Annotated in this window: 19 protein-coding genes; 8 read left to right on the forward strand and 11 right to left on the reverse strand. The window is 69.7% G+C overall.

Annotated features, from left to right (window positions below):
• Positions 1-110: 110 nt before the first annotated feature.
• Positions 111-1,268: a PQQ-dependent sugar dehydrogenase gene (locus ACSFA0_RS03235; RefSeq protein ID WP_435448801.1), complete on the reverse strand. Its 1,158-nt coding sequence runs from the start codon at positions 1,266-1,268 to the stop codon at positions 111-113.
• An 84-nt stretch (positions 1,269-1,352) separates the two neighbouring features.
• Between ACSFA0_RS03235 and ACSFA0_RS03240 the strand changes: the two genes are divergently transcribed.
• From ACSFA0_RS03240 to ACSFA0_RS03255, 4 genes are all read left to right on the forward strand, one after another.
• A complete protein-coding gene (locus tag ACSFA0_RS03240) occupies positions 1,353-1,826 on the forward strand; it encodes a hypothetical protein (protein WP_435448802.1) in 474 nt (157 codons plus the stop codon).
• A gap of 75 nt (positions 1,827-1,901) precedes the next feature.
• Positions 1,902-2,807: an acyl-CoA thioesterase gene (locus ACSFA0_RS03245; RefSeq protein WP_435448803.1), complete on the forward strand. Its 906-nt coding sequence runs from the start codon at positions 1,902-1,904 to the stop codon at positions 2,805-2,807.
• The gene (locus tag ACSFA0_RS03250) at positions 2,804-3,916 is read left to right on the forward strand and encodes an NADH:flavin oxidoreductase/NADH oxidase (RefSeq protein ID WP_435448804.1); all 1,113 of its coding nucleotides are present in this window, start codon (positions 2,804-2,806) and stop codon (positions 3,914-3,916) included. The genes ACSFA0_RS03245 and ACSFA0_RS03250 overlap by 4 nt, the downstream gene beginning before the upstream one ends.
• Before the next feature lie 27 nt (positions 3,917-3,943).
• Positions 3,944-4,750 carry a PPK2 family polyphosphate kinase gene (locus ACSFA0_RS03255; RefSeq protein WP_435448805.1) on the forward strand — a complete coding sequence of 269 codons (807 nt, stop codon included), beginning with the start codon at positions 3,944-3,946 and terminating at the stop codon, positions 4,748-4,750.
• On the opposite strand, the gene ACSFA0_RS03260 is transcribed toward ACSFA0_RS03255, so the two are convergent.
• From ACSFA0_RS03260 to ACSFA0_RS03275, 4 genes are read right to left on the reverse strand one after another with little or no spacing between them, the layout of a single operon-like run.
• Entirely contained in the window at positions 4,728-5,423 is a 696-nt protein-coding gene (locus tag ACSFA0_RS03260; RefSeq protein ID WP_435448806.1) for a DUF599 domain-containing protein, read from the reverse strand. The two genes, ACSFA0_RS03255 and ACSFA0_RS03260, sit on opposite strands and share 23 nt — an antisense overlap.
• A gap of 9 nt (positions 5,424-5,432) precedes the next feature.
• Complete coding sequence (locus tag ACSFA0_RS03265; protein ID WP_435448807.1) at positions 5,433-5,870, reverse strand: DUF6691 family protein; 438 nt, start codon at positions 5,868-5,870, stop codon at positions 5,433-5,435.
• A gap of 13 nt (positions 5,871-5,883) precedes the next feature.
• The gene (locus ACSFA0_RS03270) at positions 5,884-6,318 is read right to left on the reverse strand and encodes a YeeE/YedE family protein (protein ID WP_435448808.1); all 435 of its coding nucleotides are present in this window, start codon (positions 6,316-6,318) and stop codon (positions 5,884-5,886) included.
• Between the two features lie 2 nt (positions 6,319-6,320).
• Positions 6,321-6,638, reverse strand: a complete 318-nt coding sequence (locus ACSFA0_RS03275) for a metalloregulator ArsR/SmtB family transcription factor (protein WP_435448809.1) — start codon at positions 6,636-6,638, stop codon at positions 6,321-6,323.
• An 87-nt stretch (positions 6,639-6,725) separates the two neighbouring features.
• On the opposite strand from ACSFA0_RS03275, the gene ACSFA0_RS03280 reads away from it, so the two are divergent.
• Positions 6,726-7,619: an MBL fold metallo-hydrolase gene (locus ACSFA0_RS03280; RefSeq protein ID WP_435448810.1), complete on the forward strand. Its 894-nt coding sequence runs from the start codon at positions 6,726-6,728 to the stop codon at positions 7,617-7,619.
• Between the two features lie 3 nt (positions 7,620-7,622).
• On the opposite strand, the gene ACSFA0_RS03285 is transcribed toward ACSFA0_RS03280, so the two are convergent.
• From ACSFA0_RS03285 to ACSFA0_RS03310, 6 genes are all read right to left on the reverse strand, one after another.
• A complete protein-coding gene (locus ACSFA0_RS03285; RefSeq protein ID WP_435450883.1) occupies positions 7,623-8,333 on the reverse strand; it encodes an ABC transporter ATP-binding protein in 711 nt (236 codons plus the stop codon).
• 5 nt (positions 8,334-8,338) lie between these two features.
• Positions 8,339-9,094, reverse strand: a complete 756-nt coding sequence (locus tag ACSFA0_RS03290; RefSeq protein WP_435448811.1) for an ABC transporter ATP-binding protein — start codon at positions 9,092-9,094, stop codon at positions 8,339-8,341.
• Positions 9,091-10,032, reverse strand: a complete 942-nt coding sequence (locus ACSFA0_RS03295; RefSeq protein WP_435448812.1) for a branched-chain amino acid ABC transporter permease — start codon at positions 10,030-10,032, stop codon at positions 9,091-9,093. Before ACSFA0_RS03295 ends, ACSFA0_RS03290 begins: the two co-directional genes overlap by 4 nt.
• Positions 10,029-10,949, reverse strand: coding sequence for a branched-chain amino acid ABC transporter permease (locus ACSFA0_RS03300; RefSeq protein ID WP_435448813.1), 921 nt, complete (start codon positions 10,947-10,949; stop codon positions 10,029-10,031). Before ACSFA0_RS03300 ends, ACSFA0_RS03295 begins: the two co-directional genes overlap by 4 nt.
• 127 nt (positions 10,950-11,076) lie before the next feature.
• A complete protein-coding gene (locus ACSFA0_RS03305; RefSeq protein ID WP_435448814.1) occupies positions 11,077-12,288 on the reverse strand; it encodes an ABC transporter substrate-binding protein in 1,212 nt (403 codons plus the stop codon).
• Between the two features lie 180 nt (positions 12,289-12,468).
• The gene (locus ACSFA0_RS03310; RefSeq protein ID WP_435448815.1) at positions 12,469-13,350 is read right to left on the reverse strand and encodes a DMT family transporter; all 882 of its coding nucleotides are present in this window, start codon (positions 13,348-13,350) and stop codon (positions 12,469-12,471) included.
• A 91-nt stretch (positions 13,351-13,441) separates the two neighbouring features.
• Between ACSFA0_RS03310 and ACSFA0_RS03315 the strand changes: the two genes are divergently transcribed.
• From ACSFA0_RS03315 to ACSFA0_RS03325, 3 genes are all read left to right on the forward strand, one after another.
• Complete coding sequence (locus ACSFA0_RS03315) at positions 13,442-13,831, forward strand: VOC family protein (RefSeq protein WP_435448816.1); 390 nt, start codon at positions 13,442-13,444, stop codon at positions 13,829-13,831.
• Positions 13,832-13,889: 58 nt separating this feature from the next.
• Positions 13,890-16,379 carry a mechanosensitive ion channel family protein gene (locus tag ACSFA0_RS03320; protein ID WP_435448817.1) on the forward strand — a complete coding sequence of 830 codons (2,490 nt, stop codon included), beginning with the start codon at positions 13,890-13,892 and terminating at the stop codon, positions 16,377-16,379.
• Between the two features lie 62 nt (positions 16,380-16,441).
• Positions 16,442-17,185 carry a hypothetical protein gene (locus tag ACSFA0_RS03325; RefSeq protein ID WP_435448818.1) on the forward strand — a complete coding sequence of 248 codons (744 nt, stop codon included), beginning with the start codon at positions 16,442-16,444 and terminating at the stop codon, positions 17,183-17,185.

Raw genomic sequence — 17,185 nt, forward strand, 5'->3', positions numbered from 1 at the left:
GGAACCGTCGCGAGCGCCCCGAGCTTGCGTCGAGGACCGGAGCCGCACTCGCGTGCGGTGAGGACCGCAGATGCGAGATCGGGGTGCGCAGCAGGTTCATTCACACGTTCTCAGCGCGGCACCACCTTCAGCACCCGCCCGGCCTTGTTGTCGGTCAGCAGATACAGCGCGCCATCGGGGCCGGCGCGCACGTCGCGCAGGCGCTCGTTGAGTTCGGTGAACAGCGTCTCCTGCGTGCCGGTGCGGCCTTCCTGCATCGGCACGCGGCGCACGCTCTTCTCCTTCAGCGCCGTCACGAAGAGGCTGCCGCGCCAGGCCGGGAACAGCGTGCCGTCGTAGTGCGCCATGCCGGCCGGCGCGATCGACGGCGTCCATTCGAGCAGCGGCGGCGTGATGCCGGCGTAGGTGCGGTAGGGCGTGATGCGCGCACCCGTGTAGTCGACGCCGCCGGTGGTGATCGGCCAGCCGTAGTTGGCGCCGCGTTCGATGCGGTTGAGTTCGTCGCCGCCCTTGGAGCCGTGTTCGTGCGCGTACAGCGCCTGCTCGCCGGGCAGGCTCACCATGCCCTGCGGGTTGCGGTGGCCGACGCTGTAGATCTCGGGCAGGGCGCCGCTGCGCCCGACGAAGGGGTTGTCGGCCGGCACGCTGCCGTCGCGGCCAATGCGCAGGATCTTGCCCAGGTGCGTGTGCAGGCGCTGGGCGTCGGTGCGTTCGAGGTTGCCGTCGCCCATGCCGACCACCAGCGTGCCGTCGCCCAGCAGCGCCATGCGGCCACCGAAATGCTGGCTGTGCGTCTTCGCCGGTCGCGAGGTGAAGATGTCCTTCACGTCGTGCAGGCGGGTGCCGTCGAAGCGCGCGCGCACCACGCGCAGGTGGTTGGCGGCGGGCGTGCCGTGCGCGAACGAGAGGTAGATGAACCCGTTGTCGGCGAAGCCTGGGTCGACCAGCACATCGAACAGGCCCGACTGCCCGCGCACGAAGATCGGCGGCAGGCCCGCCACCGGCGCGGCACGCAGCGCGTGGCCACCGCCGGCCGCCGGCGTCAGCACGCGCAACCGGCCCGGTCGCTCCGTCACCAGCAGGCGGCCGTCCGGCAGGCTCGCCAGCGCCCACGGATGCACCAGCCCCTCGGCGACGGTTTCGATGCGGTAGGGCACGCTGGGTGACGCGGCGGTCGACTGGGCCGGCATGGCCAGCAGGCCCGCCGACAGCAGCGCGGCGGCGACGAGGGCCATCGTGCGGTGAGACCCCAAGGCGCGGTCGTTCATTCGTGGTGCTCCATGATGCGGGCCAGTGGCGCCCCGGACCGGGCGCCTTGTCATGGCTTCAGTATCGAACAGAGCCCGCCACCGATGCATCTCGAAAGCCCTGCAACCCACCGCCCCTGGCGCAAGCGTCTGATCGCCTTCGCCGGCGCCGCCCTGCTGGCCATCGCCTGGGGATCGCTGGTGCAGACGCAGTTCAACCTGAACGCGCTGGTCGCGCTCGGCGTGGAGATGCCGGCGCGGCTGCGCCTGCAGACCTCGCTGCAGGACCTGGCCGGCTTCGGCCCGGTCTACGCCGGCATCGTGCTGGCCGCCTGGTTGCCGTCCTTCGCAGTCGCCGGCTGGCTGGGCCGACGCAAGCCCGCGTGGCGCGCCGCGCTCTTCACGCTGGCCGCGGGCGTGGCGTTGCCGATTGCCATTCGCGCCGTCGATGCGGTGGCCCCCATGCCGGTGCTGATCGATGCCACGCGTGGGCTGGGTGGGCTGCTGGGGATGGCCGCTGGGAGCGCGGCGGGCGGGGCGCTCTTCGCCGGCTGGACCCGGCCGCGCCGCCGGGCCTGACCGGCGCGACAGCGCATTCGGCCGCGCTTTGCTATGGTCCACGGGTTTTCTTTCTCGCCCCCGCGGCCTTTTTCGATGACCGATCCCGCCACCGCCGCCCGCCTTGTCGACGACCTCGTCGACCTCATGCAACTCGAGCCGCTGGGCGACGACCGCTTCCGCGCGCAGAGCGAAGACCTGGGCACGCCCGCGGTGTTCGGCGGCCAGGTGCTCGGCCAGTCGCTGATGGCGGCGAGCCGCACGGTCGATGCCGACCGGCCGGTGCATTCGATGCACGCCTACTTCCTGCTGCCGGGCGAGCATGCGCCCATCGACTACGCGGTCGACCGCGTGCGCGACGGCCGCAGCTTCACCACGCGGCACGTGGTGGCGCGCCAGGGCGAGCGCATCATCTTCGAGATGTCGGCGTCGTTCCAGACGATCGACGCGGGTGTCGAGCACCAGATGCCGATGCCCGCCGTGGCCGGCCCCGAGGGCGTGAAGAGCGACCTGCAGCGACGCATCGACCTCGGCGACCGACTGCCCGAGCGCGTGCGCGAGAAGGGCGTGCAGCCGCACGGCATCGAGTTCCGACCGGTCGAGGCCGACGACCTGCTGGCGCCGGCGCGGCGCGAGGCCACGCGCTCGATCTGGTTGCGTGCCGTCGCGCCACTGCCGGACGATCCGCTCATCCACCGCGCGCTGCTCGCCTACGCGTCCGACCACGGCCTGCTCGGTGCGGCCCTGTTGCCGCACGGCCTGAGCTACATGCAGCCGGGCGTGCGCATGGCCAGCCTCGACCACGCGATGTGGTTCCACCGCGATTTCCGCCTCGACGACTGGCTGCTGTACCAGCTCGATTCGCCGAGCGCCAGCGGTGCGCGCGGGCTCGCGCGCGGCAGCCTTTTCACCCGCGACGGACGCCTCGTCGCATCGACCGCGCAGGAAGGCATGCTGCGCGCCCGCAACCCCCCGCCCGACGTCAATCCAAGGACTTCATGAGCTCGCTTTTCTCTCCACTGCAAGTCGGCGCGCTGACGCTGCCCAACCGCATCGTGATCGCCCCGATGTGCCAGTACTCCGCCGACGACGGCTGCATGAACGACTGGCACCTGATCCACCTCGGCCAGCTCGCGCTGTCGGGCGCCGGGCTGTTGATCATCGAGGCCACGGCGGTCGAGGCCATCGGCCGCATCACGCCGCGTGACGTGGGCCTGTACGACGACGCGACCGAGGCGGCGATCGCGCGCGTGCTGAAGGCGGTGCGCCAGCATTCGCGCATGCCCATCGCGATCCAGCTCGGCCACGCCGGGCGCAAGGCGTCGAGCCACATCCCGTGGGAAGGCGGCCAGGCCCTCGGGCCGGACGAAGGCGCATGGCAGACGGTGTCGGCGTCGGCCCTGCCGCATGCGCCCGGCGAGCCGGCGCCGCTGGCGCTCGATGCTGCCGGCCTGGCGCGCGTGAAAGCTGCTTTCGTGCAGGCCGCGAAGCGTTCGCAGGCGCTGGGCCTCGACGCCATCGAGCTGCACGGCGCGCACGGCTATTTGATGCATCAGTTCCTCTCGCCGCTGTCGAACCAGCGCACCGACGACTACGGCGGCTCGCTCGAAAACCGGCTGCGCTTCCCGCTCGAGGTGTTCGAGGCGGTGCGTGCCGCGGTGCCGGCGTCGATGCCGGTCGGCGTGCGCCTGTCCGCCACCGACTGGGTCGAAGGCGGCTGGGATGTGGAGGGCAGCATTGCGTTCTCGAAGGCGCTGACGGCGCAGGGCTGCGACTTCGTGCATGTGTCCTCCGGTGGCGTCTCGCCGCAGCAGAAGATCCCGCTGTCGCCCGGCTACCAGGTGCCGCTGGCCGAGCGCATCAAGGCAGAGGTCGACGTGCCGGTCTTCGCTGTCGGCCTCATCACCGAGCCGAAGCAGGCCGAGGCCGTGATCGCCGCGGGCCAGGCCGATGCGGTGGCCATCGCGCGCGCCGCGCTGTTCGAGCCGCACTGGCCGTGGCGCGCGGCCGCCGAGCTGGGCGCGCAGGTCCAGGCGCCGCCGCAGTACTGGCGCTCGCAGCCGCGCGAGCTCAAGGCCCTTTTCGGCGACGCGCGCATCGGCGCACGCTGACTCCTTTCACGCACCCGGGAGACGACCATGACCAGCTTCAAGAAGTACCGCGTCGGCGCCAAGGTGCGCCTGGCCGACATCGACCCGGGTGACAGCCGCTTGCTCAAGGGCAGCGAGAGCGAGCAGCGCGCGCAGCTCGACGAGCTGGCGCAGGAGCTCGATGAGTTGCAGAACCTGCTGCACGCCGAAGGCAAGCGCAAGCTGCTGCTCGTGCTGCAGGGCATGGACACCAGCGGCAAGGACGGCACCATCCGCTGGGTGTTCTCGCGCACCTCGCCGCTGGGCGTGCGCGTGGCGGCCTTCAAGGCGCCTTCGCTGGAGGAGCTGGCCCACGACTTCCTGTGGCGCTGCCACGCGGTGGTGCCGCGCACCGGCGAGATCGCGGTGTGGAACCGCAGCCACTACGAAGACGTGCTGGTGCCGGTGGTCGAAGGCTGGATCGACAAGGCCGCGACGCAGCGCCGCTACGCGCACATCAACGACTTCGAACGCCTGCTGAGCGAGACCGGCACGGTGGTGCTCAAGTGCATGCTGCACATCGGCCCCGACGAACAGCGCGAACGCCTGCAGGCGCGCATCGACGAGCCCGCGAAGAACTGGAAGTTCGCCATGGGCGACCTCGACGCGCGCAAGAAGTGGGACCTGTACCAGCGCGCCTACGCGCGCTTGCTGGACGCCACGTCGACGAAGAACGCACCGTGGTACGTGGTGCCCGCCGACAGCAAGACGCACCGCAACCTGATGATCGCGCAGCTGCTGGTGAAGACGCTGAAAGACATGAAGCTCAGCGCGCCACCGGCCGACCCGGCGCTCAAGGGGCTGGTGGTTCGCTGACGTCGGCCGGGGCGGCCCGCGTCGCCGTCAGCCGCTCCGCGCTGCCGAAGCGGTCGAAGCCCGTCAGCACCAGCATCACGACCACGGCGGTCACCGGCCCGGCCAACGGGTGGACGATGCCGGCCAGCACCGGCGTGATCAGCACCAGGTGACGCAGGCCCCAGCTGTAGAGGACGCCGGCACGCCGCACATAGACTCGGCCGGCGTCATTCCAGCGCCGTCGCGCGTCGGAGCCGACCGGCATGGCGCTCACGAAGCCCGCATGGTTGTAGTAGCGCACCGCCATCACCGACAGCACGAGCGACGCGAAGAGTTGCGCCATCAGCAGCAGCTCGAGCATGAAGCGCGGCGTGAGCCATGCCACACCGGACGCTGGCTCGAGCGCCGCATGCAGCGACGGCGCGGCCAGCGTCGCCGTGCCCATCAGGGCCAGGGCCGCCGTCGATGCGGTCATCGTGGCCGACATCAGCGAATTGCGCAGCGTCTGCACCGCGAGGATCTCCGACCCGGGGTGCGCGGACACCGCTGCGAACCAGTCTTCCCGCAGCAGGGCATGCCCGTTGCGCGCCAGTGCCGCCGGCTGCGCACGATGGCCCCACGCCAGGGCCGCCTCGTAGACGATGAGGAGGCCCATCGTGGCCCCTGCGGCGACCCAGCTGACGGTGCTCGTCATGGGCCGACCTCAGCCGGCGAACGCCAGCGCTGCACGGCGCCGTCGCTCGATCAACTCGAAGACCCCCATGCCGGCCAGCATGGCGGCGACGAAGACCAGCGCCTGCGTCTTGCCCATGCCGAGCGCGACGAGCGCCGGCCCGGGGCAGAACCCCGCGATACCCCAGCCGATGCCGAAGAGCACGCTGCCGCCGACCAGGCGCCGATCGATGGTCCGCGCCGTCGGCAGGCGCATCGGCGCGCCGAGCAGCGACACCGCGCGGCGACGGGTCCACGCGAAGGCCGGCAGGCCGACGGCGATGGCGCCGCCCATCACGAGGGCCAGCGACGGGTCCCACGCGCCGAAGAGGTCGAGGAAGCCGAGCACCTTCGCCGGGTCGGCCATGCCGGAGAGGATCAGGCCGAGGCCGAACACCAGGCCGGCGAGCAGGGAGGTCAGGATCTGCATGGAGAGACGCCTTTCAGAAACCGAGGGCATGGCGCACCACGAACACCGTGGCGAAGCCCGCGCCCATGAAGGCCAGCGTGGCGACCAGCGAACGTGGCGACAGGCGCGACAACCCGCAGACGCCGTGGCCACTGGTGCAGCCCGCACCGTAGCGCGTGCCCACGCCGACCAGCAGCCCGGCCAGCACCAGCGCACCGGTGCCCGCGTCGATGCGTGGCACCGGCAGCGCGCCGAACAGCCGGTAGGCCAGCGGCGCCGCAATCAGGCCCGCCACGAACGCGATGCGCCAGACGATGTCGCCGCGGGTGGGATTCAGCAGCCCGCCCAGCACGCCGCTGATGCCCGCGATGCGGCCATTGAGCAGCACGAACATCGCAGCCGCGAGGCCGATGAGTGCGCCGCCCGCCAGCGCGGACCACGGCGTGAAGTGTTGCCAGTCGATCGTCATCGTCATTCCTTCGGACAGTAGAGGCGGTAGAGCAGCGCGAGGATCTGCAGCACGTCCGGGTCGGCCACGCTGTAGAAGATGTTCTTGCCTTCGCGGCGGGTCGTCACCACGCCTTCGCCGCGCAGCACGCCGAGTTGCTGCGACAGCGTGGGTTGGTGGATGTCGAGCGCCTGTTCCAGGTCGCTCACGCACATCTCGCCCTGCGACAGCTGGCAGAGCAGCAGCAGGCGCTCGGGGTTGGCCAGCAGCTTGAGCACGCCGACGGCCTGGCCGGCGGCGCCGCGCAGGGCTTCGGGATCGAGGACGGGTTGTTTGGGCATGGGCTTGATCAATTTGGTTTGCAATATTATGTTGATAAATATAATATCAGTCAATCGATTGAAAATCGCATCGCTCAGGAGCATCACATGACCGCACGTACCGCCACCGAAGGTTTCTTCGACCCCCGCACCGGCACCATCTCCTATGTGCTGTGGGACACCGCGACCCGCCACGCCGCGGTGATCGACCCGGTGCTGGGCTTCGACGTGAAGTCCGGCCACACCGACACCGGCGCGGCTGACGCACTGCTGGCCTGCGTCGCACGCGAGGGCCTGCACGTTGATTGGATTCTGGAAACGCACGCGCATGCCGATCACCTCTCGGCCGCGCGCCATGTGCAGGCGAAGGTCGGTGGGCGCATCGGCATCGGCGCGAACATTCGCACGGTGCAGGCCACCTTCGGCAAGCTCTTCCATCTCGAAGCGGGCTTCACGCCGGACGGCAGCCAGTTCGACCATCTGTTCGAGGACGGCGAGACCTTCCGCATCGGCGATGTCGAGGTCATGGCGCTGTGGGTGCCGGGCCACACGCCGGCCGACATGGCGTACCGGGTCGACGGCGCGGTGTTCGTCGGCGACACGCTCTTCATGCCCGACCTCGGCAGCGCCCGCGCGGACTTCCCCGGTGGCGACGCGCGGCAGCTCTACGCGTCGATGCGGCGCCTGCTCGCGCTACCGCCCGAGACCGTGGTCTACGTGTGCCACGACTACCCGCCGGACACGCGTGCACCGGCCTGGAAGACCACGGTGGCCGAACAGCGCGCGGCCAACATCCATGTGCGCGACGGCATCGACGAGGCCACCTTCGTGGCGATGCGCATCAAGCGCGACGCGACGCTGGAGGTGCCGACGCTCATCCTGCCGTCGATTCAGGTGAACATCCGCGCCGGCCACTTTCCGCCGGCGGACGACAACGGCGTGGCCTACCTGCGCATTCCGCTGAACGCGCTGCCCTTGCACAGCACGCCCAGCGGCAGCTGAAGCTCAAACGCCGAGGTAACGCGTCCAGAGCCCGCGGTCGGCGTCGAGTGCGGCGGAGTCGCCCGTCCACACGACGCGGCCGCGTTCGAGGATGAGGTGCCGGTCGGCCAGCGGCAGCAGGCGCTGCACGTACTTGTCGACCACCAGGATCGCTTCGCCCTCGGCCTTGAGCGTGGCCAGGCAGCGCCAGATCTCTTCGCGGATGACCGGCGCCAGCCCTTCGGTGGCCTCGTCGAGGATCAGCAGCTTGGGGTGGGTCGACAGCGCACGCGCGATGGCCAGCATCTGCTGCTCGCCGCCCGAGAGCTGGTTGCCGGCGTTGGCCTTGCGTTCGCCGAGGCGCGGGAACAGCCCGTAGAGCGCATCGACCGTCCAGCGTGGCGCCTGCTTCATCGCGCCGGCCCGGGGCCGTGCGAAGGCGCGCAGGTGCTCGTCGACGCTCAGGTTCGGGAACACATGTCGGCCTTCGGGCACGATGGCCACGCCGCGGCGACCGATGGCGTCGGGCCGCGCGCCGCCGATGTCGGCACCCTCGAAACGCACGCTGCCGCGCATCGGCTTGAGCGAACCGGTCAGCACCTTCAGCAGCGTGCTCTTGCCCATGCCGTTGCGCCCGAGTAGCGCCATCACCTCGCCGGGCTTCACGTCGATGTCGATGCCGAACAGCACCTGGCTCGCGCCGTAGCCGGCCTCGATGCCGGTCGCTTCGAGCAGCTTGCTCATGAATGTCCCTCTGCTTCCGTGCCCAGATACACGGCCTGCACGTCGGGGTGGCCGCGCACCTCGTCGGCGGTGCCGGTCATCAGCACCTTGCCCTGCACCAGCACCGTGAGGCGGTTGGCCAGGCGGAACACCGCGTCCATGTCGTGTTCGATCAGCAGGATCGCCATCTCGCTGCGCAACGATTCGATCAGCGCCACCATGCGCGCCGACTCGTCCGGCCCCATGCCGGCCATCGGCTCGTCGAGCAGCAGCAGCTTCGGGCCCGCGGCCAACGCCAGGGCCACGTCCAACGCGCGCTGCGCGCCGTGCGGCAGCGTGCCGGCGATGCGATGGCGCTCGCCGGCCAGGCCCACGCGCTCGGCCAAGGCTTCGGCCTTGGACACCAGTTCGCTTTCGTTCGCGCGCGGCGCCATGAAGCGCAGGCTGCTGCCCGCGTGCGCCTGCACCGCGAGCATCAGGTTGTCGTGCACCGTCTCCCTCGCGAACACGCGCGTCACCTGAAAGCAGCGCGACAGGCCGGCGCCCACGCGCTGGTGGTCCTTGAGCGGCGTGATGTCGTGGTCGCCGAGCCAGATACGGCCGGCGTCGGCCTTCAGCAGGCCGGAGATGAGATTGACCAGCGTCGTCTTGCCGGCGCCGTTGGGGCCGATCAACGCATGGATCTCGCCGGCGTCGACCGTGAGGTTCACATGGTCGGTCGCCAGCAGGCCGCCGAAGCGCTTGACCAGTCCTTCGATGCGGAACAGGCTCATGCCTTCACCGCCTTCGTCTTGCGCGACAACGCGGCCAGGCCCTTCGGCGCCCACAGCGCGACCGCGATCAGCAGCAGCCCCAGCGGCAGATGCCAGTACTCGCTGTACTGCTTGAGCACCTCTTCGAGCAGCAGCCACACGGCGGCACCCACCGGCCCGCCCCAGCTGCGGCCCAGCCCGCCGATGACGACCATCACCACCAGCGTCGCCGACTGGGTCCAGTGCATCGCACCCGGGCTGATGAAGCCGTTGCCGCCCGCCAGCAGCGCGCCGGCCAGGCCCGCCACCGCACCGGCGATGGCGAAGGCCACCAGCTGGATGCGGAACACCGGGTAGCCCAGCGCGCGCATGCGTGTCTCGTTGTCGCGGATGCCCATCAGCGCATGGCCGAAGCGCGAGCGCGTGGCGCGGTGCATCCACGCCAACGCCAGCGCCACCAGCACCAGCACGACCCAATAGAAGGTCGACTCGTTGCCGAGATCGATGCCCAGGCCCAGCGTGGGCCGCGCGGGCAGCGTGTAGCCGTCGTCGCCACCGTAGGTGCGCAGCGACACGGCGATGAAGTACAGCATCTGCGCGAAGGCCAGCGTGGTCATGATGAAGTACACGCCGCGGGTGCGCAGCGCCACCGTGCCGATGAGTGCGGCGACGAGGCCGGCCACCAGCGCGGCCATCGGCCACAGGACCCAGGCCGACATCACGCCGGCGTCGGCGAAGGCGACCACCGTGTACGCACCGACACCGATGAAGCCCGCATGCCCGAGCGCCACCATGCCGCCGAAGCCGAGGATGAAGTTGAGGCTGGCCGCGGCCAGCGCCATGATCAGCACGCGCCGCACGAAGCCGATGTAGAACTCCATGCCGAAGAGCGGCGCGACCAGCGGGAAGGCGGCCAGTGCGACGAGCAGCACCAGCGGAAGAACGAAGCGTGCTTTCATGCGCGGGCCGAGAAGAGGCCCGAGGGCCGGAAGATCAGGACGACCACCATCAGCGCGTACATCGCGACCTCGGCGAAGAGCGGGCCGAGGTCGGCCGCGGTGGCCGGCGGCAGCGTGGCGCGCAGCAGCATCGGCAGGAAGGCGCGGCCGATGGTGTCGACCAGGCCCACCAGCAGCGCGGCCACGAAGGCGCCGCGCACCGAGCCGATGCCGCCGATGACCAGCACCACCAGCGCGGGGATCAGGATCTGTTCGCCCATGCCGACCTGCACCGCGACGATCGGCCCCATCAGCGCACCGGCCAGTGCAGCCAGCGCCGCACCCAGCAGGAACACGCCGTTGAAGATGCGGCCGACGTGCACGCCCATCAGCTCGGCCATCGGCCGGTCCGACGCACCGGCGCGCACCCGCATGCCGACACGCGTATGGTTGACGAGCAGGTACAGCGCCAGCGCCACCGCCACGCCCGCGCCGAGGATGACCAGGCGGTAGGCCGGGTAGGGCAGGCCGTCGATGATCTCGATCGGGCCGCTCAGCGCGGCGGGCGTGGGCGCCATCACCGGCGACGGGCCCCAGATCATCTTGACGATGTCGTCGGCCACGAGGATCACGCCGAAGGTCGCCAGCACCTGCGCGAGGTGATCGCGCTTGTAGAGCTGGCGCATCAGCAGCACTTCGAGCAGCGCCGCGACGATGACCGTGACGATCACCGCCAGCGCGATGGCCGCGACGAACGACCCGCTCTGCTGGTGCGCCTGCGCCGCCACGTACGCGCCCGACATGAACAGCGAGCCGTGTGCCAGGTTCAGCACGTCCATGATGCCGAACACCAGCGTCAGGCCGGCGGCCAGCAGGAACAGCATGAGCCCGAAGCCGAGGCCGTTGAGCAGTTGCTCGAGAAAAAGAATACCGGTCATGAATCCTGACGGCAGGTGGATGACTTATGCGTGAAACACCGCGGAACCGGCTCCGCCGGGCCGCAGGTGTTGCCCCCAGCAGGGGGGAAGGGCGCAGCCACACGAAGTGGGCCAGCCCCTCGGGGGGTTACTTCATCGGGCACTTGTCGGAGTAGGTGTCGCCGTAGTTGGTCAACAAGGTGCTTACCGTCTTGTTGGTGATCTTGCCCTGCGCGTCCTTGCCGATCACGCGGAGGTAGAAGTTCTCGACGGGGTAGTGGTTGTTCGCGTACTTGAAGCTGCCGCGCGTCGACGCGTAGTTGGCCTTCTTCAGGGCGGCGATCACGGCTTCGCGGTTTTGCGCGTTGCCGCCGGCCTGCTTCACGGCGGCGTCCATCGCCAGGATCACGTCGTAGGCCTGGGCGGCGTACAGCGAGGGGTAGCGGCCGTTGTATTCCTTCTTGAAGGCTTCGACGAAGGCCTTGTTGGCGGCGTTGTCGAGGTCGTGCGCCCAATGCGAGGTGTTGAACAGGCCCAGCATCGGCTCGCCCACGGCGCCGATCACGTCCTCGTCGGCCGAGAAGCCGCTGGTGACCAGCGTGATGTCCTTCGACAGGCCCGCGCCCACGAACTGCTTGATGAAGTTGATGCCCATCGCGCCGGGCAGGAAGAAGTAGATCGAATCCGGCTTGGCCGCGCGGATCTGCGCGAGCTCGGCGGCGTAGTCGATCTGGCCGAGCTTGGTGTAGAGCTCGTCGGCCACCTGGCCCTTGAACTGGCGCTTGGCACCGCCCAGCGCGTCCTTGCCCGCCGGGTAGTTGGGGGCGATCATCACCATCTTCTTGAAGCCGCGGTCTTGCGCGAACTTGCCGGCGGCTTCGTGAAACTGGTCGTTCTGGTAGGCGGTGCCGAAGAAGTAGGCATTGCACTGCGCGCCGGCGAACTGGCTGGGGCCGGCGTTGGACGACAGGTACGGCACCTTGGCGGCGAACAGCGTCGGGCCGACGGCGATCGCGATGTTCGAGCCGATCGGGCCCGAGAACAGGTCGATCTTCTCGCGCTGGATCATGCGGTCGACCAGCTGCTTGGCCTGGTCAGGGCTGCCGGCCATGTCGGCCTGTACGAACTCCACCGGCTGTCCACCGAGCTTGCCGCCCAGCTGCTTGATGCCCAGCGCGAAGCCGTCACGCGCTTCGGCGCCCAGGGCGGCGAAGGGGCCGGAGATGTCGAGCGCCAGACCCACCTTCACGGGGGCGGCCAATGCCGCGCCGGCCATGCCGAAGGCGGACGCGAGCATCAGGGAGCGCAGCGTGCGGGACAGGGCGGTCGCGACGGGCGGCTTGGTGGACTTCGAGCGCATGGGAAGACTCCGGTTAGGTCAGGTTGGCACCACTTCGATGCATGTGGCCCCGGCATTGTGCGGAGCCACTTCATTCACAAGTAAATACTTTATGCATGAAGCATCTGGTGTCAATCGGGCTTGCACGAACAGTGCCAGCTTCAATACCTGCTAGGGCACCGGGGCGGCCCGCGGATGCGATCAACGCGTACGGCTGGGCGCCAGCACCGCGCCGATCGCGACGACCATGAGCACCACCGCGGCCCAGTCCTGCCAATGCAGCACTTCGCCGAGCCACACCGCGCCGCTGAAGACGCCGAGCACCGGGATCAGCATCACGCTGAGCGTCGAGGCGATGGGCGGCAGCCCGCGCGCCAGCGAGAACCACGCAGCATGCGCGAAGCCGAAGATCAGGACCGCGTTGTAGAGGATCGACCCCCAGGCGACGGTGCCGGGCATCTTCCATTGCGGCCGCTCGAACACCGTCGCCAGCACGGTGATCACGACAGCGGCGAGCGCGGTCATCCAGAACGAGAGCGCCAGCGTGGGCACCGGCATCGTCGAGCGCCGTAGCAGCTGCGTGCCCAGCGCCCAGGTCGCGGCTGCCAGCAGTGCCAGCGCCATGTAGCCCGGCTTGCCGGCCATACCGACGAGCTCGTGCCACAGCAGCAGTGCCACGCCCAGCGCGGCGGCGCCCACGCCCATCCAGGCGCGCGCGCTCAGCCGGTTGGAGAACAGCCAGGCACCGATGACAGCCGAGAAGATCGGCATGGTGTAGCCGAGGATCGCCGAGCGCCCGCTCGACAGTTCCTTGACCGCCAGCATCATGCAGGCGTGCCAGACGAACATGTTGGTGGCCGCCAGCCACAGCAGCTCCGGCCAGTGGCGGCGCGGAATGCGGAAGGGCACCTTCATCGCCACCAGCGCCAGGCCGAGCACCGGCAGGCCGATCCACAGCGACAGCGCGCGAAAGCTCAGCGGCGGAAAGTCCGTCACGCCCAGCTTCATCACCGGCCAGTTGAGGCCCCACACCAGCGTGAGGGGAACGAGCAGCGCGAGCTGGCGGCGGGTCAATGTCTGCATGTGCGGGGATTGTGGCGGGTGGGGTGCCACGGCGCTGTCAGCCCACACGCCTGCGTCCGCCTCGCAGGCGCGTTGGAGAGATACTGCCGTCATGATCGACCACACCGGCATCTACGTCGCAGACCTCGCGCGCAGCAAGCGCTTCTACGAACCCGTCCTGGCGGCGCTGGGGTATGTGCTGCGGCGCGATGTCGGAGACGCTGTTGGCTACGGCAAGGACGTCCCCGGGCCTTTCGATGATTCGGGCGGCGAGTTCTATCTGATCGAAGGCACGCCGCTCGAGCCGCGAATCCACATCGCATTTCGTGCCCACAGCCGCAAGAGCGTGGATGCGTTCTATCGCGCCGCGCTGGCCGCCGGCGGCACGGACAACGGTGCGCCGGGGCTGCGGCTGGTCTACCACCCGCACTACTACGCCTGCTTCGTGCGCGACCCCGACGGCTACAACGTCGAGGCGGTCTGCCACGCGCCGCCGGGCTGATTCGGTCGCGCTGTCTGACAAGGGATTCGTCTGCGCGGTAGGCAGAATCGGTCCCCGCATGCGTCAAAACTCCAATCTCCTGGCTCGGCTCGGTTGGGGGTTGCTCGTCCGGGCAGCCCAGCCGCTGTGGGCGGCCCTCGTGCTGGCGGGCCTGTCCGCATCCGTCGCACACGCAGCGGCGCCAGGGCCGGCACCGGCTGCAGCGGCAGTCGCCGGTCCCATTGCGGTGCCCGACATCCTGGCCCGCGCAGACGAGGATCAACAGCGCGTGGACCGCGCCAAGCAACTGTTGCAGGCGGCGGACCCGGCCGCCCGCCTGGGCCGCGCGCTGGACGACATCGCGCGCCCGGTCGATGCCAAGCTCAACAACACGGCCGGCGGCGCGTTGCGTTCGCTGCCCGTCATGCGGCTGGAGAGCCTGGCCCGCCACTGGGAATTCGACGCCCGGCGTTTTGCACGGTGGGAAGAGCAGGCACGCCGCGCGCTGGCGCCCTATGCCGACAGTGCACTGCAACTGGCCCAGCGTCGCGCCGTCTGGTCGGCCACGCGCGCTGCCGGCCTGCTCGACGGCCTGCCGCCCGCCATGTCGTCCCGCGTCGACGCCATGCTCGGGGAGATCGACACCTCCGAGGCCGCGCTCGGCGCCACGCTTGCACGGCAGTTCGACCTGGCGCAGCGTGCCAGCGAGCTCAAGGCCCGCATCCAGGCCGGCAGCGCGGATGTCGCCTTCGCCATCGAGGACATCGACCGGCGGCTGCTGCAAACCGATGTGCCGCCGCTCTGGCAAGGCTTGGGGCCCAGCGTCGGCACGGAGGCCGCCTGGCGCGGGATGGAGCGCGGCCTGCAGATCGAACGCCAGTTCGCGATGGACTATCACGCGGCCAACACCGGCAACCAGCAGGCGCTGCGCGTGGTGCAACTGCTGCTGTTGCCGCTGATCGTGTGGCTGGTGGTGCGCAGCCGCCGCGCGGCCTCCGACGCGGCTGCGCCGCAGCACGTAGCGCGCGCGCTGCGCCGCCCGATCTCGTCGTGGCTCCTGCTGTCGATGCTGGCCGTGCTCGTCCTGGAGCCTGACGCACCGCTGCTGGTGCAGGAGTTGGCCCTGGTCTTCGCATTGATTCCGGTGCTGCGGCTGTTGCCGGCCGGCATGTTGCGTGCGCTGGGCGCCTGGCCCTATGTCGCCATCGCCTTGTATGCGCTCGACCGCCTGGCCCTGGCGGCGGTCGCTGACGCGGCGCTCTACCGCCTGTTCCTGCTCGCGCTCAATGTCCTGGCGTTGGGGCTGACGGTCTGGCTGTTGCGCCACCCCGTCTCGACCGCGACGCCGCACGACAGCATGCTGCAGCGCGCCGTGCGGCCGGTCGGCTGGGCCGCATTGGCGGTGCTTGCGCTGGCCGCGGCCTGCAACATCGCCGGGAATGTCTCGCTGGCGGAGATGCTCACGAGCGGCGTGATCGACAGTGGCTACATGGCATTGCTCCTGTATGCCGCCGTGGCCGCATGCATCGGCATTCTTCAGGCCCTCCTGGGTCAGCCTGAACTGACCAACCGCCGCCTGGTGCGCGAGCACGAGCGGCTCGTGCAGACCTTCTGCATCCGCCTGCTGGTACTGGGCGCCGTGCTGGGCTGGCTGCTTTACGCACTCGACCGGTTTCGCGTGTTGAGGCCGTTGCGCAGCATGGGCACCGCCGTGCTGGACCTCGGCATCGACGTCGGCGAAGTGTCGTTGCACCTGGGCGACGTTCTGGCGTTCGCCGTCTCCATCTGGATCGCCTACTGGGCGGCGCGCGCCGTCCGGCGGCTGCTGCGCGACGAGCTGCCCGGCCATGTCGGGTTGCCGCGGGGCGCGGGCAACAGCATCGCATCGCTGAGCTATTACGGCGTGCTGCTGCTCGGTGTGCTGGTGGCGCTGTCGGCTGCCGGTTTCAAGGTCGGCCAGCTTGCGCTGGTGTTCGGCGCGCTGGGCGTGGGCATCGGCTTCGGGCTGCAGAACGTGGTCAACAACTTCGTGTCGGGCCTGGTGCTGATGTTCGAGCGCCCGATCCAACCGGGCGACATGGTCGAGGTCGGTACCGTCGCGGGCACCGTGCGCGAGATCGGCCTGCGTGCCACGACCATCCGCACCTACGACGGCGCCGACGTGGTGGTGCCCAATGGCCTGCTGGTGAGCGGCAGCCTGACGAACTGGACCATGTTCGACCGCAGCCGGCGCTTCGAAGTGGCCATCAGCGCGGCCTACGGCTCTGACCCGGCGCAGGTGCTGGCGCTGCTGGAGGCCACGGCGCGCGCCACGCCGGGCATTGCGGAGCAGCCGCCACCCTTTGCACAGATGACGGGCTATGGCGACAGCGCGCTGAACTTCGTGATGCGTGCCTGGACGCAGGACATCGGCACGTGGGGGGCGCTGCGCAGTGACCTGTTCGCACGCACGCTGGCCGCGATGCAGGCCGCCGGCATCGAGATTCCGTACAACCAGCTGGACGTCCACCTGCGCAGCACGCCAGAGCCCGGCGCGCCCGCGGCCATGCCGGTCGGCAGCGTGCCATAGCCACCGTCCTACAGACCATTTGCGACGCCATGGCATCCTTTTGTCCGAGAAGGAGAGTAACCATGACAAGTCATCAACGAAGCGCGGGTTTCGCGCTGGCACTGGCCCTTGTGGGCAGTGCGGCGGCCCAGGCGCAGACGCCGTCGGATCTGGCCGACTTGGTCGGCGCGCGCGGTGCCGGCGGCGAGACGCAGATGGAAGCGCGTGGCTACCAGCTGGTGCGCGCCACCAAGGTTCGCGACCAGGCTTGGACCTTCTGGTGGAGCGACGTGCAGCGCGCCTGCGTGGCGATCTCCACGAGCGATGGCCGCTACGCTGCCATCAACCGCATTCCCGAGCAGAACTGCCGGCCCGGCGGCGTGGCGGGCGACGCGATGCCGCGGCCGCACCAGCCCGATACGCTCACGCTGATCTGCTACGGCCAGGGCGAGCACGCCGTGTTCTCCAGCCATTCCGGCTACGAGTGGAACGACAAGCGCCAGCACTACGAGCCCATGCAGCGCACGGAGACCGCCAACGAACAGTTCCAGACCGGCGTGCAGTTCGAGTTCCGCGACGGCGGCGGCCGCGTGCACCTGAGCGGCAAGATGATTCCACCGCTCAACTCAGGCGGCGTCGACGGCTGGTGGCCCCTCGAGAACGTGCAGATGTCGCCCGACCGCATCACCGCGCGCTACCGCGTCAGCGGGCTCAACCGGCTCAGCGTGAACATCGACCGCCGCACTGGCATGGTCGAGATCAAGGACAGGCCCGGCTTCAGCGGCAAGTGCGACCAGGGCGACTGGGGCGCCGGCCGCAAGTTCTGA

The organism is Variovorax restrictus (assembly GCF_051216715.1).
GTDB lineage: Bacteria > Pseudomonadota > Gammaproteobacteria > Burkholderiales > Burkholderiaceae_C > Variovorax.